This is a genomic window from Rhizobium pantanalense, from assembly GCF_030182525.1.
Taxonomy (GTDB): Bacteria; Pseudomonadota; Alphaproteobacteria; order Rhizobiales; family Rhizobiaceae; genus Rhizobium.
Genome location: NZ_JAQJCH010000002.1, coordinates 502042 through 517681, shown reverse-complemented (window position 1 = coordinate 517681; position 15640 = coordinate 502042). Strand labels below are relative to the sequence as shown.

Here is a 15640-nt window from a genome sequence, read left to right as displayed (position 1 = left end):
GTCGTTCGTCACCCGTTATCATTCGCGAGGAAAGCTTCGGCGAGCCGCACCCAATAGCGGGCTGCCGGCGCGATGATCGCGTCGTTGAAATCGTAGCGGGCGCTGTGCAGCGGCGCGCTATCGCCATTGCCGACGAAGAGGTAGCTCCCGGGCTTGGCCTGCAGCAGGAAGGCAAAGTCTTCGCTCGCCGTCCGCGGCCGGAAATCCGCCTCGACGGCCGCACTTCCAAGCGCCTGCAAGGCGACATTCCTGGCGAATTCTGTCTCTTCGGCATGATTGACGAGTGCGGGAAAACCGAGACGGTAATCGACTTCGGCCGCAGCGCCGAAGCTTTCCGCCTGCGCACGCGCGAGTGCGGGAATCCGCTCCTGCAATCTGGCCCGGACGGTCTCATTGTAGGCGCGCATGGTCAGCTTCATCTCCACGCTTTCCGGGATGACGTTCGAAGCCGAACCGGCATGAATGGAACCGACCGTCGCGACCGCCATTTCTTGAGGATCGATATTGCGCGAGACGACGCTTTGCAGGGCCGTGATGAACGAGGCTGAAGCCAGCACCGGATCGACTGCACGATGCGGCTCTGCGCCATGCCCCCCCTTTCCGACGATCGTGATGACCGCCTTATCGACGGAGGCCATCGCCGGGCCGGCTACGAAACCGAACTGCCCCGACGGCACGCCGGGCCAATTGTGCAGCCCGAAGACCGCATCGACCGGAAACCGATCAAAAAGCCCTTCGGACAACATCTTACGCGCGCCGGCTCCAATCTCCTCGGCCGGCTGGAATATCAGCCGCAGCGTGCCGCTGAAATTGCCGCTTTCTGCGAGGTAACGAGCAGCAGCGAGCAGGATCGAAGTATGTCCGTCGTGGCCGCAGGCGTGCATGACGCCTGGATTGGCGCTCTCATAATCAAGTCCGGTCGCTTCCTCGATCGGCAAGGCATCCATGTCGGCGCGGATGCCGATACTGCGGTTGCCATTGCCTCGTCTCAGAGTCGCGACCACGCCTGTCCCGGCTATGCCGGTCGCGACTTCATAGCCCCAATCAGCAAGCAGCGAGGCCACTTTCTTGGCGGTGCGATGCTCCTGAAAAGCGAGTTCGGGATATTGATGCAGGTCGTGCCTGAGCGCGACGATCTCATCGAGAAAGGCGGCAATGCCTGTCTCGATCGGATCGGCAATCGAAGCGGTCTTGATGATGGCGTTCATGGTGATCGTCCCGGCTCAGGCGCCTACGGCCTTTGCGGGCGCGATGTTTGAATCCTCTGCCGCATAACGGCTTTCGCGATATGGAAGCCCGAGATGATCGCGGAGCGTCTCGCCTTTCAAAGCGGGGTCGAAATAGCCGCGCTCGGTCAGAATCGGCAGGACATGCCTGGAGAAATCGTCGAAGCCTTCACCGATGACGGGGAAGCCGAGGATGAAGCCGTCGGCGCCCTCTTCGTCCACCCAGCGGATGATCTCATTGGCGATGTGCCCGGCGGTGCCGATGAAGGAGGTTCGCGGCGTGGCAGCATCGAGCGCCACTTCGCGCAAGGTAAGCCCCTTCTCCCGCGCGGTCTTCTTGATGCGGTCGGTCGTGGCGCGGAAATTGTTGCGGCCGATATCGCCGAGATCGGGGAAAGGCTCGTCCAGGGGATAGGCGCTGAAATCATGATGATCGAAGAAGCGGCCGAGATAGGCCAGTGCCTCTTCGATGGTGACGAGGTTGCGGATCGCCTGGTACTTGGCCTCCGCCTCCTCCTGCGTTGCGCCGACGATCGGCCCTATGCCGGGAAAGATGCCCACATCGGCCGCACTGCGGCCATGCGCGATCGCGCTCTGCTTCACCTGCTTGTAGAAGGTCTTTGCGTCTTCCAGCGGTCCGCCATTAGTGAAGACGGCATCGGCGTGCTTGCCGGCAAGTCGGATGCCGGAGTCGGAGGCGCCCGCCTGGAATACCACCGGCTGCCCCTGCTTGGAGCGGCCGATATTGAGGGGGCCTTCGATGCGGAAGAACCGGCCCTTGTGGTTCAGGCGATGCAGCTTGGTTTTGTCGGCGTAGACGCCGGTCTCGCGGTCGCGCACGAAGGCATCGTCATCCCAGGAGTCCCACAGACCCTTGATGGCGTCGAGATACTCGTCGGCGATCTCGTAGCGCAATTCATGCTCGGGATGCTCGCGGCTATAGTTTCGGCCCGAGCCTTCGAGCGGAGACGTCACGGCGTTCCAGCCGGCGCGGCCGCCGCTGATGAGATCGAGCGAGGCGAATTGCCGGGCAATGGTGAAGGGATCGCTATAAGAGGTCGAGACCGTGCCCACGAGGCCGAGCTTCGTTGTAAAGGCGGCAAGCGCGGACAGAATGGTCAGCGGCTCGAAGCGGTTGAGGAAATGCGGGATAGATTGCTCGTTGATATAGAGCCCGTCCGCGACGAAAGCGAAGGCGATACCGGCCTCTTCGGCCTTGCGGGCCGTCTTGACGAAGAAGTTCAGATTGGTGCTGGCATCGGCCGGAACGCTTGGATGCTTCCAGGCATTCATGTGGCCACCCGGGCCTTGCAGCATGATACCGAAGGTAACGTGTTTTTGAACCATGATGATCCTCCTGGGACAGGCCGTTCAGGCAACGAGGGAAAGGCGTTCTTTGGCGAGCAATTCTATGGAGTTCAGCCGTTCGGCCGCGGTCAGCGCCGGCGTGTCGAGCACGAATTCCTCGACACCATAACGGCGATGAAACGCGTCGAGTTCGCCGCGGATCTGCGCCGCCGTGCCATGCAGTACGCTCGGCACCTTCTCTTCGGTCCGGAACTCCGAGAAGCCCGCCTGACGCGCGAATTCCGCCGCCTGCTCCTGGGTGCCGACATTGACGCTCTGGCCGTTAGGCAGGAAGAGCTTGACGATGCGCAGCTGCCCGACGCGCTCGCGGGCATGGGCCTCGCTTTCCGCAGCAAAGGCGGCAAGCGCTAGGATCGGCACCTTGCCATCCGTCGCGCTGGCGTAAGCTTCAAACGTATTGCGCAGATTTTCCGGATCACCGTTCAGATGGCCGGCAAACACCAGCCTCCAACCCTTCTCCGCGGCAAGCTTCGCGCTTTCGACGCTGGCGCCGAGAAGGAAGCGCTCGGGCGCGCGCGGCGGAAATGGTGTCGCCAGCGCGCCATCGGAATGAGGATCGGCCGCGAAATAGGTGTTGATATCAGAGAGCTGTTCGGCAAAATCCGGCTTCTTCTCAGGATCGAAAGCGCGCTGCAATGCGCGGGTCGAAAGCGGAAATCCGCCCGGCGCCTTGCCGACACCGAGATCTACACGCCCCGGCGCCAGTGAGGCCAGGAGGTTGAAAACCTCCGCAACCTTGTAGGCGCTGTAATGCTGCAGCATGACGCCGCCGGAACCGATGCGGATCCTTGAAGTCCGCGCAAGAAGATGAGCGATCAGGACTTCCGGAGCCGAACTTGCGAGGTTCGCCATATTGTGATGCTCGGCGACCCAGAAGCGATGATAGCCGAGCTCCTCGGCCCGGATGGCCAAGCGAGCCGTGGCGCCGAGCGCATCGGTGGCGTTGAGCCCCTGTTCGATCGGGCTCTTGTCAAGAAGGCTGAGGAGATAAGTCATGCCGTTTCATCCATGTTTGCGCCCAATGCCGACCATGAAGCGCCATAGTCTATAAAAAACATAGATTTTAAGTTATTTAAGAAACAGCTTTCTTTTTCTTTCGCCGGATGCGGAAAAAATCAGCAGCGACCAAAGGCGGCATCGATGGATGCCGCTGCAGGTTCCAGTGACAGGATCGAGCGCCTGTTGGGACTAAGCCTGTTCAAGGAAGAGCATAGCGTCACAGGCCGTTACCGATCATTTCGACCGGCTGTGATGCCTCTCACGACGGAAAGACGGCGCAATCGACAGCGATGGACGCAATAGATTGCCAAAACCCGCAAATCAGTTCACCTTTCATCTATGCCCGATATCGCACGACCATTCGTGACCGATGATGATCCCGACCGGGACATTCGCTGCCAGGACGCGCTGCAAGCCGCTTTTCGAGAGTTGCTGAATGCCGCGACCCTGGCGGGATGGTCGGAGCGTGAAGTTGCCTTGGCGATTGCCGAGCTCGCGGACAAGCATTTGCTCTCGCTTGAGACCCATGACAATACCGACGCCCTCATCGCGCTGCTGCGGCGAATGACCTAGTCAGCCAACCGTCCACCTGCAGGGAGGTCGATCGTTGCGGTGCTCAATGCATGCCGCCGCCGCCACCCTCCTTGAGATCGACATTGCTCAGGATCAGCGCAAGCGGAATGGCGCAGAGCACGATCAGCATCAGCACATGAAATACATCGATATAGGCGAGGAAGCTCGCCTGGGTCTGCACCTGCTGTCCTATCCAGGCCGCCGCCTGCGCCTGGGCATCCGCTATGGTCGCACCTTTCTCGGCAAAATAGCGCGTCATGGTTCGCAGCGTCTCCTGATAGGCCGGCGACGATGGCGTGACATGTTCCACCAGGCGGCTCTGGTGCCACTGCTCCCGATGCGCCAGGACATTTGACGCGATACAGACGCCGATGGAGCCGCCGATGTTGCGCGCGGCATTGATCATGGCCGACGCCTGATTGGTCTGCTCGGGCCTCAAACCATAGTAGGAGGCGGAAGTGATGGGGATGAAGATCAGCGGCAGGCCAAGCCCGATATAGAGACGAGACCAGACGAAGAAGCTGAAGTTCAGACCAGGATAGAGCCGCGTCAGCTGCCACATGGACATCGCAATGATCGCCGCACCGATGGCGATCAGATATTTCGGCTGAACCAAGGAATTCACGCGACCGGCAACAAACATCATGACCATGGTCACGATCCCGCCCGGTGAGAGCGCCAGGCCTGCCCAGGTCGCTGTATATCCGTAGTTCTGCTGCACGACCTCTGGGATGAACTGCGTCGTCGCGATCAGGATTGCGCCGGTTGCCATCATCACGATGAAACAGGAGCCGAATTGCCGGGTGCCGAGTAGCCACCCATCGATGATCGGATTCGCCTTCGTCAGAACCCACGGTATGGCAGCCAGGAAGGCGAGAACGCATATGGCGACCATGACGATGATGAAGTCGGAGCCGAACCAGTCATCGGTCTGTCCCCGATCCAGGATGAGTTCCAGCGAGCCGAGAAAGGTCGCCACCAGCAGAAAGCCGATGAGATCGAAACGCACGCCCTTCCGGCGGAATTCCTCGCGCATGCTCCTCGTCTTCGGGGTTTCCTTCAACAGCACATAGACGAGCACGAAGGCGAATATGCCGACAGGCCCATTGATGAGGAAGCACCAGTGCCAGGAAAGGTTATCGGAGAGATAACCGCCCAAGGTCGGTCCGATGACCGGCGCGACGACCACGGCGACACCGAAGAGTGCAAAAGCCTGACCACGTTTTGCCGGCGGAAAAGCATCGGCAAGGATCGCCTGCGAGGTCGGCACCATGCCGCCGCCGGCAAAACCCTGTATGACGCGGAAAATCAACAGCACCTGGAGATTCCACGACAGACCGCACAGAACGGAAGCGATCGTGAATGTCACCAGGCACAGGAGATAGAACCGACGGCGTCCGAACCGTTCGGCGAAATAGCTGCTGGCAACCAGCACGATGGCATTGGAAACGAGATAGGTCGTGACCACCCAGGAGGCTTCGTCGGAGCTGACGGCGAGGCCGCCTGAAATGTAGCGCAGCGCCACGTTGGCAATCGTAGTGTCCAGCACTTCCATGAAGGTTGCCAGCGACACCACCATGGCGATTAGCCAGGGATTCGTGACTTGCGCGGGTGACGCTCCTCTTCCACCCGCCGCTGCGCCTGCATCGCTCATCTCGCTCAGCTCCTCGGGCGTACCGTCACTGTCGGCACCACGGACATGCCGGGACCGATTGCAACATCAGCGGGCCATCTGTCGACGATGATCTTGACCGGCACGCGCTGCGTGACCTTGACGTAATTGCCGGTCGCGTTTTCTGCTGGCAACAGCGAAAAGGCAGTACCAGAGCCCGGCTGAACCGATGCTACCTTTCCGTGGAGCGTGTGGTTGGGATAGGCATCGATCGTGATGTCCACCGGCTGACCCGGCCGCATGTCTGTGAGCTGCGTCTCCTTGAAGTTCGCCGTGATCCAGACCTCGTCGGGAACGAATGTCGAGATCGCCTGCCCTGCCTCCACATACTGCCCCTTGGCGCCGGTAAGGCGTACGATGCGCCCCGGCTGAGCCGCCGTGATCGTCGTGTAATTAAGGTTCTGCTGCGCTTCTTCGGCCTGTGCCTGCGCCTGCTTGAGGCTTGCGAGCGCACTGGATTTCTGCGCTTCGGCAACGGCTTTGTTCTTCAGCGCCGAGGTAATATTTGCCTGCATCTGGGCAAGACTTGCCTGATCCTGCTGCAGGGTTGCCGTAGCCTGTTGCACGGCCTGCACGCTGCCGGAGCCGGTCTTGACCAGTTGCTGCTGGCGATTGGATTCCTGCTGCGCAAACTGCAGCGCGGCGGTGGCGGAATTCTGTTGCGCCCTGGCGACGTCGACGGCGGCGCTCGCCGCCTCGATCTGCGCGCCGGCGCTGTCGACCGAGGCCTTTGCCACCTCTACCTGCCCGTTCGCCTGATCGAGCGCGATCTGATAGTCACGCGGATCGATCCTCAAGATGACATCGCCCGCTTTGACGGACTGGTTATCGGTCACCGGAACCTCGGCAACATAGCCGGATACCTTGGCAGCAACCGAAAAGCTGCGCGCATCGACAAAGGCATCATCCGTCGACTCGTAGGGATAGAAATAGATCTTCCAGACGAACCATGCGGCTACGATCAGTGCGAGCAAAACGACAATGCCGAGCAGAATGGAAAGAGGATGACGGCGAATGAAGGATGGGCGCTTTTCAGCCGTTGCATCATTTTGGCGACCGGCGTCATCAACAGGCTGCTGTTTCAGCCGATCCGGCTTGGTTTCCGCAATATTGGGTTGATTGTCAGCCATGACATGACCTTTGCTGTTCTGCAGTTGCGTCTGGAGAGGATTGTCAGTGCCGCAGAAAACTTCGGATCTTTTTGAGATCCCGAATGAAGGTGAGCCGGTTTTTTTCCCTCTCGTCCGCTTCCCTGATCCGGAGGAGCGCCGAAGGATGAATGGTCACTAGGACATCGAGTTTTCGCGACGGATGCAGAATCTGGCCGCGGTCGCGCATGACCCTGACTTTCGAGCCGAGCAGCGAGGATACGGCCGTCGCCCCAAGCGCGACGACAAGTTTCGGCTTTAGCAATTCGAGCTCTGCTCCCAGCCACCAGGCGCAGCGCTGCACCTCGCCGGCATTGGGCCTGGCATGCAATCGCTTCTTGCCACGCATCTGATATTTGAAATGCTTCACGGCGTTGGTGACATAGCAGCGGTCTCGATCCACGCCGGCTTCTTCAAGGCATTCATCAAGGAGCCGGCCCGCCGGTCCGACAAAAGGCCGGCCGGCCACATCCTCCTTGTCGCCCGGCTGTTCGCCGACCAGCACGATGTCGGCCCGGGCCGGCCCTTCGCCGAACACCAGATGAGTGGCGTTGCGATAGAGATCGCAGCGTGTGCAGGATCGAGCATCTTCATGCAGATTATCAAGTGTCTCTGCATTCGCATGCTCATAAGTGAGCGATGGGCCTGCGCCGGCCGAAGGAAATCTATCGAGCATTGGGGGCTCGCTATGGTTCCAGATTCTATGACGATCAACTAATCGTCCTTCTGTTTGTTCCATGCGGGATGCTCATCACAAGGGAACACCCTTCCCAGGTGCTCGTTAAGACAGTGAGACCACGAGAACGGAGAACCCGCCATGAACAGCGAAAGTAAAACCGACTCCTTTGCATTGACCGCATTCTTCGACGACGAATATGACGCGGAAGCTGCAGTCCAGGCGTTGATGGATGCCGGTATCCCGAAGGACGCAATCACCATGACACCTGGCAACCGGCCCGATACCTCACCGACCGATCACATGGGCTTTCTGGATGCATTGACGGGCATCTTCTTTCACGAGGAGCAGCGTGCCGCCTATGCAGCCGCCCTCGAACGAGGAGGAACGCTCGTCACGGTGCAGGAAATGAACGAGGCGCAGCATAATATCGCCCTGCCGATTCTGGCGGAAAGAGGCCAGATCGATCTCAACGAGCGCGAAAGCACCAGTTAGGCCGGCAGGCTTTCGCTTTGCTATGGGAATGACCGATCTCGAGCAGAGTTCAGGATTTTGACGCGTTCCTGAGCGTCGCTACTTATGTCGGCTTCGCTCCACCGAAAAGGCGCTAGCCCTGTCATCTTCGTGAATTCAGACAAACAATTCCTATAATAATCTATAAAAATAGTTTGCTATTTCTATCGATCCTGCCCCCGATTTCGCTAGGTTCTACGCATTGCATTCAGGGAACCGCTGGAAAATCTGATCCGGCCAAGGGGACTAGTCATGAAATTCAACACACTGATCGCTGCGGCCGTCTTAGGTCTCGCCAGCATTTCCATAGCCGCCGGCGCGGCCGCTGCCAACAAGAAGGTCGTCGTCGCCTATCAGACCGATGCCCTGCCCTCCTCGGTCGCGATCGCCAACGGCGATTTCGCGAAGGAGACCGGCTATGAGATCGACTTCCGCAAATTCAATTCCGGAGCGGAGATCTTCGCCGCCATCGCATCCGGCGACGTCCAGATCGGCTATGTCGGCTCAAGCCCGTTTGCCGCTGCCGCCTCGCGCGGGCTGGAGGTGAAGGCATTCTACCTCTCGTCCATCTCCGGCGTCGATGAAGCTCTGGTGGTACGCAATGGCTCCGGCATCAACACGCTTGCCGATCTGAAGGGCAAGAAGCTCGCGGCAGCCCCCGTTTCCACCGACCACTATCAGCTGCTCGCTCTCATCAAGTCCCTTGGCCTGAGCGAAAAGGACGTGCAGGTCTTTGCCGTTCCGCAGCCGGAAATCGTCGCAAGCTATAATCGCGGGGATATCGACGGCGGCTTCGTCTGGGACCCGGCACTCACTGAGTTGAAGAAGAACGGCAAAGTCCTGGTCACCTCCAAAGATGTCGCCGACAAGGGCGCTCCGACATTTTCCGCCTGGGTCGCAACCTCGAAATTCGCAGCAGACAATCCGCAATTCCTGAAGGTCTATGCCTCGGTGATCAACAAATACTACGCCTCCTTTGCCGCCGACAAGGCCGCCTGGGGGCCTGACAGCGACAACGCCAAGGCGCTCGCCAAGCTTCTGGGCGGCACGGCAGACCAGCAGGCGGCCGCGCTCAAGAACCTCACTCTGCTGACGCCCGAGGTGCAGGCATCGACCGCCTGGCTTGGTGGCGGCGATCAGTCCGGCGCGGCAAAAATCCTCAAGGACACGGCAGCCTTCCTGAAGAGCCAGGGGAAAGTCTCCGAGGTTCTACCGAAATACGGCGCATTCGTCACCGCCGACGCGCTCGTCAGCGCAAGCAACTGATCCTCCCTGGCGTCGGCGCGCTTGTCGCGCCGGCGTCGCAATATCGAGAGAGCCCATGCTTCAAGTCGACCATGCAAGCGTCTTCTTTGCAGCGCGTGACGGCAGAACCGTTCACGCGCTCGATCGCGTTTCCTTCAACATTCCGGAGCGCGGTATCGTCGTGGCGCTCGGCGCGTCCGGCTGCGGCAAATCCACCCTGCTCAATGCGATTGCCGGTTTCCTGCCGCTTTCGGAGGGACGGATTACGCTCGACGGCAGGCCGGTTTCCGGTCCCGGCGCTGATCGCGGTGTCGTCTTCCAGAAGGATTCGCTGCTGCCATGGAAGTCGGTCATCGACAATGTGGCCCTCGGCCTGCAATTTGCCGGGTTGGGCAAACGGGAACGCCGGGATCGCGCATCGGAACTGCTACGGCTTGTCGGCCTGAGCGATTTTGCCAATGCCCTGCCCTACGAACTGTCGGGCGGCATGCGCCAGCGCGTCGGCATTGCCCGGGCGCTCGCCACGGATCCGGATATCCTGCTGATGGACGAACCATTCGGCGCTCTCGACAGCCTGACGCGAGAACAGATGCAGGAATTGCTGATCTCCATCTGGGCCAGAACCGACAAGCGCATTTTCTTCATTACCCACTCGATCGAGGAGGCGCTGTTTCTCGGCACGGAGGTGCTTGTCATGTCTCCGAGGCCGGGGCGTGTCGTTGCGCGTTTCGAGCTTGATTTCGTGCATCGTTTTGCCGCCAGCGGCGATACGAGAGCGATCCTGTCTTCTCCCGAATTCGGCAATCTTCGGGACGAAATTCGCGCCATCCTTCACAGTGCCGACAACATCAGGAGTGCGGCATGAGCGATGTCATCGAAACGCACTCCGCCACCGTTTCTCAAAGGGAAACACAACCGAAGCTGGTTCGTGTTCCCGGCTTCGGCGTTGGCGAGAAACCCACCATCGCCATCAGCATCGTGACTGCAATCGTCTGCCTGGCATTGTGGTGGCTCGTCGCCGAGCTCGGCCTGGTATCTCATCTCTTCCTGCCTCGCCCCGATGAAGTGCTGACGCAGATCGGCGTCGTCTACCGCGATGGTTATGCCGGCGCTTCGCTTTCCGAACATATATTGGCAAGCCTGTTCCGCATCGTCGTCGCCGCGGCCATCGCGATCGGGGTCGGCATTCCTGTCGGTCTGCTGATGGGGCTCAACCGCTGGGCAAAGGGAATTCTCGATACGCCGATCGAATTCTATTGGCCACTGCCACCCCTTTCCTATCTGCCGCTGATGATCATATGGCTTGGGATCGGCGAGACCTCGAAGATCACCCTTCTCGTGCTTGCCATGTTCGCGCCGATTTGCCTGTCCGCCCAAGCCGGCGTGCGTTCGCTGCCCCTGGAGCGGGTCAATGCCGCACGGTCTCTCGGCGCGAACCAGCTGCAGCTTTTCTTCAACGTCGTCCTGCCTTCGGCCCTGCCGGAAATCCTAACCGGTATCCGGATCGCCTTCGGCATCGGCTGGGGAACGCTGGTGGCGGCCGAACTCATCGCTTCAACCCGCGGCATTGGCTTCATGATCATGTCGGCATCGCAGTTCCTTGCCACCGACGTCGTCTTCGTCGGCATCGGCATCATTGCGGTCTGTGCCTTCGCCTTCTCGACCGCCGTCCGCATTCTTGAAGCAGTGCTCGTCCCTTGGAAGGGCAAGCTTTAGACTCAAGAGAGATGAGCCGAGGATTCACCGCGGCTCTCCTCGCCACAAATCCCTTATCAATTCAGACAGACCGACAGGCGCAGGCATGAGCGATAACAGCGAATTTCTCTGGTACATCCCGAACGACGTCAAGCCGGGTCACCGCGGCGATTCTGCCGTCGAAAACCACAACAGCCTGGAAACGCTCACGAGCCATGCCAAGGCGCTGGAGGATCACGGCTGGAAGGGTGCATTGATCGGCACCGGCTGGGGCCGGCCCGACACCTTCACCGTGGCGGCCGCACTTGCTGCGCGCACCACCAGCTTCGAGCCGCTCATCGCAATCCGCCCAGGCTATTGGCGCCCGGCGCACTTCGCTTCCGCTGCTGCCACGCTGGATCAGCTGAGCGGCGGCCGGGTGCGCATCAACATCGTTTCCGGCAAGGACAATCTTGCCGCCTATGGCGACAGTGAGGGCGATCAAGCCCATCGCTATGGCCGGACCAAGGAATTCATGCGGCTTACCCGCAAGCTCTGGACCGAAGAGAATGTCACCTATGAGGGAGAACACTTTCGCGTCAGCGAATCCACGGCTGCGCCGCGCATCGAGCCTCGCGATAAACGTCTGCATCCCAGGCTCTATTTCGGCGGCGCTTCGGATGCTGCAGAACGCGTTTCCGCCACGGAGGCAGATGTTCAGCTTTTCTGGGGCGAGCCACTCGCCGACATTGCCGAGCGGATCAGCCGACTGAAGGCATTAAGCCGGGACCTTGATCGCGATCTGCCACCGCTGGAATTCGGGCTGCGCATTACGACGCTGGTGCGCGACACGACGGAGCAGGCCTGGACCGATGCCGAGGCGAAAGTCGCCGAGATGGCTAAGAATAAGGGCGTCGGCTGGAACGATCACCGACAATCGATCGCAGTGGGCCAGAAACGACTGTTCGATCTCGCCGCGCGCGGCGACGTGCTTGACGACAATCTCTATACCGCGCCGGGTAAGTTCGGCGGCGGCGGTGCCGGCACAACCTGGCTGGTCGGCTCGCCAGAGGATGTCGCCCGCTCCCTGCGCAAGTACCGCGATCTCGGCATCACGCATTTCGTTCTTTCGGACACACCCTACCTCTCGGAAATAAAGCGGCAGGGTGAGCAACTGCTGCCGCTGTTGCGCGCCTGAAGGCGTGGCGCGACGAGCCAATTGAGACACGGAAATTTCGATTTCACGGCCGACCGGGATCGGCCGCCGGGGTTTCATAACGTCTTTGAATTATTTATAGTCGAGGCTAAACATCATTACACGACTCTTAATCACGAGGGAGATGAGCCGCCTTGACGAAATTGCCTGCCGCCCCGGAAAGCCGTCTTTCTTCGACCGAGATCGAGACGCATGCCGAGGCCTTTCAGAAAAGCCGCGACGATCGACGCACGGAATTGATGGAGGATTACGTCGAGCTCATCGCCGATCTGATAGAGCATGCTGGCGAAGCGCGCCAGACCGATATTGCGCAAAGACTGGGAGTAACACAGCCGACGGTTGCAAAAATGCTCAAGCGGCTCGCCGAGGAAAACCTGATCACCCAGCGCCCTTATCGTGGCGTGTTCCTGACTGAAGAAGGGCACCGCCTGGCGGTGGCAACCCGCCGGCGCCATGAGATCGTCGAGGCCGTTCTGTGCCGCCTCGGCGTCGATCCTGATACGGCAAGGAATGATGCCGAAGGCATCGAACACCATGTCAGCGAAAAGACCCTCGAAGCCTTCGAGCGTTTTTTGAAGACATGACTGCCCCATACATCGGATCAACCCGATAGCGATCGGGCCAAAGAGCCATTTGGGGCACAGTTTTGACAAGAATGAGTTGAAAAGAAGCGGACAGTGACCGTCCGGCTTGACCCGCTACCTGATATCAACGCAAGGTTTACGAATGCTCGCTAAGCAGAACTTGGCGAACTGCCGGCCCTTCATTTCGCATACTTACTTTTACTGCCGGCACAGGGAATCATGATGAACGCCCAGGACTTCAGCAGCACCGTTTTCGACCTTGCTCCCGTCGCCATGTGGCTGGAGGATTTCAGCGGCGTCAAGGAGCAGTTCGAAGTCTGGCGTGCGGAAGGCGTGACGGACCTGCGTTCCTATCTGTTGGCCGACGTGCAGCGCGTCGCATCCTGCTCGCAAAAGATCAAGCTTCTTGCCGTCAATGCCAGGACGCTGGAGCTCTTCGAGGCGCCGTCCTTCGAGACGCTCGTCGAAAGCCTTTCGCGGGTCTTCCGCGACGAGATGCTGCAAAGCCATGTGAATGAGCTGGTGGCGCTCTGGGAAGGCAAGACCGAGTTTTCGGGCACCGCAATCAACTATTCCCTCGGCGGCAAAAGGCTCGACATCCAGCTACGCGGCGTCATCCTGCCGGGCCACGAGACCTCGTGGAGCCGGCTGCTGCTAACGACGGAAGACGTGACGGCCCGCGAGGAGGCGAGACGGCAGGAAGAGCGGCAGCGCCGCTATGCCGAGGGCATGTTCGAGCATTCGCCGGTCTCCCTATGGGTCGAGGATTTCAGCCGCATCAAGATCCTGCTCGATGAGATCCGCCACCGAGGCATTGTCGACTTTCAGGTATTTCTCGACGTGCATCCGGAGTTCGTCCAGCAATGCATGAGCGAGATCAGCGTGCTCGACGTCAATCAGGCAACGCTCGATCTCTTCTGCGCACCAGACCGCCAGACCCTGCATCAGCGGATCGGCGAAGTGTTCCGCGATGACATGGAGAAGCATTTCCGTGGGCAATTGGTGGAATTGTGGAACGGCCGCCTCTTCCATCAGCGTGAAGTGCTGAACTACGCGCTCGACGGATCGGAGCGTCATGTCCTCCTTCAGTTTTCGGTCTTTCCCGGTTACGAGGAAGACTGGTCGCTGGTGCAGGTGGCACTCACCGACATTACCGCGCGCAAGAAGGCGGAAGCCTATCTCGAATATCTCGGCAAGCACGACGTGCTCACCCGGCTCTTCAACCGCGCCTTCTATATGGAGGAGCTCAACAGGCTGGAGCGCAAATCGCTTCGGCCGGTATCGGCCATCATTCTCGATCTGAACGGACTGAAAGAGTCTAATGACGAGAGCGGCCACGATGCTGGCGATGCGCTGCTGCGTCGTATGGGCGAGGTGCTGAACAGCGTCGTCTCCCTGCCGAACCACGCCGCCCGCATCGGCGGCGACGAATTTGCCGTTCTCATGCCAGGCGCCGATGAAATCGCGGCTGCCGCGATGGTCGAGACGATCAACGAACTGCTGAAGATCAACAATCAGTTCTATTCCAGTGCGCCGCTCAGCGTCTCCATCGGCATTGCCACGAGCCTGCCCGGCGAAACGATGGAAGCCATGATCAAGCGCGCGGATCTCGGCATGTACGAGCAGAAGAAGGCTCACTACGCCGCAGCTGCCACCATAGGTCCGCATCAGGCAAAGCACGGCGCCTGACGCTCTCGCATAGAGACCGACCCGCATAATCCATTGAAACCGTTGGGTTTCATGCGCCCGATTGCCAGGAACAAAAAACGCGACTTCTCATTTGGCTCTCTGGGAAAGATGGAGTTTTGACATGGACGATCAAACGACCAATATCGTCGTCGCCACTCGCTCGGCACTCGACCAGGCCTCGGCACTCGCGGTTCAATATGGATTTTCGCTTCTCGGCGCGATCATTCTTCTGATCGGTGGCTGGCTTCTTGCGGGCATTATCAGCCGTTCGGCCTACCGTGTCATCTCACGCATTCGCGGCATAGACGAAACGCTCGCGAGCTTCTTCCAGAATGTCCTGCACTACAGCTTGCTCATCCTTGTCTTCATCACCGTCCTTGGCCAATTCGGCGTTCAGACAGCCTCCATCATCGCCGCTCTCGGTGCTGCCGGCCTCGCGATCGGCCTGGCACTGCAAGGCACGCTTCAAAATATCGCCGCCGGCATCATGCTGCTGATCCTGCGGCCATTCCGGGTCGGCGAATATATCGAGACGGCGAACGTCAAAGGTTACATCAAGGAGATCGGGCTCTTCGCGACGGAGATGAGGACGGCCGACGGCCTCTATCTGATGGCGCCGAACTCTACGCTCTGGAACACGCCCATCATCAATCACAGCCGCGAGCCGAACCGCCGCCAGCAATTGTCCGTTGCCATGGGTGAGAAAGTTGACATCGATCTTGCCCGCAAAACGATCCTCGACATCCTGAAAGGGGATCAGCGCATCAAGACCACACCCACACCGAAGGTTTTTCTCGACGAGCTGGCCGTCGATCAAGCCGTGCTCAACATCGAATATTGGGCGATCACCTCGTCCTGGTCCGATGTCCGGCACGATGTCGTCTCGAAGCTCAAGGCCAGGCTTGCCGAGCCCGATATAACGATCAAATCGCCGACGGAAGCGACAGGGCCCGCCGACTGAGGTCGCTGCTCGAACGCTAAGCCTGCCGCCGGCAGGGAGTCGAACCAGCGGCAGGCTTCGCGAGGTCATGACACCTCGAGCAAGATCGATGTCCTG

The 15640-nt window shown here is 59.8% G+C and carries 15 protein-coding genes; 9 read left to right on the top strand and 6 right to left on the bottom strand.

What is annotated here, in order from left to right; all coding sequences use genetic code 11:
* Window positions 1–8: 8 nt before the first annotated feature.
* From PH558_RS08470 to PH558_RS08460, 3 genes are read right to left on the bottom strand one after another with little or no spacing between them, the layout of a single operon-like run.
* Complete coding sequence (locus PH558_RS08470) at window positions 9–1208, bottom strand: M20 aminoacylase family protein (RefSeq protein ID WP_285203460.1); 1200 nt, start codon at window positions 1206–1208, stop codon at window positions 9–11.
* A gap of 15 nt (window positions 1209–1223) precedes the next feature.
* Window positions 1224–2573 (bottom strand): LLM class flavin-dependent oxidoreductase, encoded by a 1350-nt coding sequence (locus PH558_RS08465; RefSeq protein WP_285203455.1) that lies wholly within the window; start codon window positions 2571–2573, stop codon window positions 1224–1226.
* A gap of 24 nt (window positions 2574–2597) precedes the next feature.
* Entirely contained in the window at window positions 2598–3590 is a 993-nt protein-coding gene (locus PH558_RS08460) for an LLM class flavin-dependent oxidoreductase (protein WP_095436596.1), read from the bottom strand.
* A 366-nt stretch (window positions 3591–3956) separates the two neighbouring features.
* Between PH558_RS08460 and PH558_RS08455 the strand changes: the two genes are divergently transcribed.
* Window positions 3957–4166 (top strand): hypothetical protein, encoded by a 210-nt coding sequence (locus PH558_RS08455; RefSeq protein WP_244575393.1) that lies wholly within the window; start codon window positions 3957–3959, stop codon window positions 4164–4166.
* Between the two features lie 43 nt (window positions 4167–4209).
* Here PH558_RS08455 and PH558_RS08450 read toward each other — a convergent pair whose 3' ends face one another.
* From PH558_RS08450 to PH558_RS08440, 3 genes are read right to left on the bottom strand one after another with little or no spacing between them, the layout of a single operon-like run.
* Window positions 4210–5820, bottom strand: coding sequence for a DHA2 family efflux MFS transporter permease subunit (locus tag PH558_RS08450; RefSeq protein WP_285203443.1), 1611 nt, complete (start codon window positions 5818–5820; stop codon window positions 4210–4212).
* Between the two features lie 5 nt (window positions 5821–5825).
* A complete protein-coding gene (locus PH558_RS08445; protein ID WP_285203440.1) occupies window positions 5826–6968 on the bottom strand; it encodes an HlyD family secretion protein in 1143 nt (380 codons plus the stop codon).
* 43 nt (window positions 6969–7011) lie between these two features.
* Complete coding sequence (locus tag PH558_RS08440) at window positions 7012–7662, bottom strand: UdgX family uracil-DNA binding protein (RefSeq protein WP_285203428.1); 651 nt, start codon at window positions 7660–7662, stop codon at window positions 7012–7014.
* Window positions 7663–7803: 141 nt separating this feature from the next.
* Between PH558_RS08440 and PH558_RS08435 the strand changes: the two genes are divergently transcribed.
* The 8 genes from PH558_RS08435 to PH558_RS08400 all read left to right on the top strand — a co-directional run bounded on the left by PH558_RS08435 (window position 7804) and on the right by PH558_RS08400 (window position 15544).
* The gene (locus PH558_RS08435; protein WP_285203419.1) at window positions 7804–8157 is read left to right on the top strand and encodes a hypothetical protein; all 354 of its coding nucleotides are present in this window, start codon (window positions 7804–7806) and stop codon (window positions 8155–8157) included.
* 270 nt (window positions 8158–8427) lie between these two features.
* Window positions 8428–9441, top strand: coding sequence for a taurine ABC transporter substrate-binding protein (gene tauA, locus PH558_RS08430; protein ID WP_285203418.1), 1014 nt, complete (start codon window positions 8428–8430; stop codon window positions 9439–9441).
* 55 nt (window positions 9442–9496) lie between these two features.
* The gene (locus PH558_RS08425; protein ID WP_285203417.1) at window positions 9497–10285 is read left to right on the top strand and encodes a taurine ABC transporter ATP-binding protein; all 789 of its coding nucleotides are present in this window, start codon (window positions 9497–9499) and stop codon (window positions 10283–10285) included.
* Entirely contained in the window at window positions 10282–11136 is an 855-nt protein-coding gene (locus tag PH558_RS08420) for an ABC transporter permease subunit (RefSeq protein ID WP_095436604.1), read from the top strand. The genes PH558_RS08425 and PH558_RS08420 overlap by 4 nt, the downstream gene beginning before the upstream one ends.
* A gap of 85 nt (window positions 11137–11221) precedes the next feature.
* Window positions 11222–12292 (top strand): LLM class flavin-dependent oxidoreductase, encoded by a 1071-nt coding sequence (locus PH558_RS08415; RefSeq protein ID WP_095436605.1) that lies wholly within the window; start codon window positions 11222–11224, stop codon window positions 12290–12292.
* 152 nt (window positions 12293–12444) lie between these two features.
* A complete protein-coding gene (mntR, locus tag PH558_RS08410; protein WP_069614474.1) occupies window positions 12445–12894 on the top strand; it encodes a manganese-binding transcriptional regulator MntR in 450 nt (149 codons plus the stop codon).
* A gap of 222 nt (window positions 12895–13116) precedes the next feature.
* Window positions 13117–14583 carry a sensor domain-containing diguanylate cyclase gene (locus tag PH558_RS08405; protein ID WP_095436607.1) on the top strand — a complete coding sequence of 489 codons (1467 nt, stop codon included), beginning with the start codon at window positions 13117–13119 and terminating at the stop codon, window positions 14581–14583.
* A gap of 121 nt (window positions 14584–14704) precedes the next feature.
* Entirely contained in the window at window positions 14705–15544 is an 840-nt protein-coding gene (locus tag PH558_RS08400) for a mechanosensitive ion channel family protein (protein WP_285203406.1), read from the top strand.
* Window positions 15545–15640: the final 96 nt, after the last annotated feature.

Excerpts from the sequence above, each read along its gene's own strand:
- PH558_RS08470 (WP_285203460.1), bottom strand. The coding sequence starts at position 1,208 with ATGAACGCCATCATCAAGACCGCTTCGATTGCCGATCCGATCGAGACA.
- PH558_RS08465 (WP_285203455.1), bottom strand. The coding sequence starts at position 2,573 with ATGGTTCAAAAACACGTTACCTTCGGTATCATGCTGCAAGGCCCGGGT.
- PH558_RS08460 (WP_095436596.1), bottom strand. The coding sequence starts at position 3,590 with ATGACTTATCTCCTCAGCCTTCTTGACAAGAGCCCGATCGAACAGGGG.
- PH558_RS08450 (WP_285203443.1), bottom strand. The coding sequence starts at position 5,820 with ATGAGCGATGCAGGCGCAGCGGCGGGTGGAAGAGGAGCGTCACCCGCG.
- PH558_RS08445 (WP_285203440.1), bottom strand. The coding sequence starts at position 6,968 with ATGGCTGACAATCAACCCAATATTGCGGAAACCAAGCCGGATCGGCTG.
- PH558_RS08440 (WP_285203428.1), bottom strand. The coding sequence starts at position 7,662 with ATGCTCGATAGATTTCCTTCGGCCGGCGCAGGCCCATCGCTCACTTAT.
- PH558_RS08435 (WP_285203419.1), top strand. The coding sequence starts at position 7,804 with ATGAACAGCGAAAGTAAAACCGACTCCTTTGCATTGACCGCATTCTTC.
- tauA (WP_285203418.1), top strand. The coding sequence starts at position 8,428 with ATGAAATTCAACACACTGATCGCTGCGGCCGTCTTAGGTCTCGCCAGC.
- PH558_RS08425 (WP_285203417.1), top strand. The coding sequence starts at position 9,497 with ATGCTTCAAGTCGACCATGCAAGCGTCTTCTTTGCAGCGCGTGACGGC.
- PH558_RS08420 (WP_095436604.1), top strand. The coding sequence starts at position 10,282 with ATGAGCGATGTCATCGAAACGCACTCCGCCACCGTTTCTCAAAGGGAA.
- PH558_RS08415 (WP_095436605.1), top strand. The coding sequence starts at position 11,222 with ATGAGCGATAACAGCGAATTTCTCTGGTACATCCCGAACGACGTCAAG.
- PH558_RS08405 (WP_095436607.1), top strand. The coding sequence starts at position 13,117 with ATGAACGCCCAGGACTTCAGCAGCACCGTTTTCGACCTTGCTCCCGTC.
- PH558_RS08400 (WP_285203406.1), top strand. The coding sequence starts at position 14,705 with ATGGACGATCAAACGACCAATATCGTCGTCGCCACTCGCTCGGCACTC.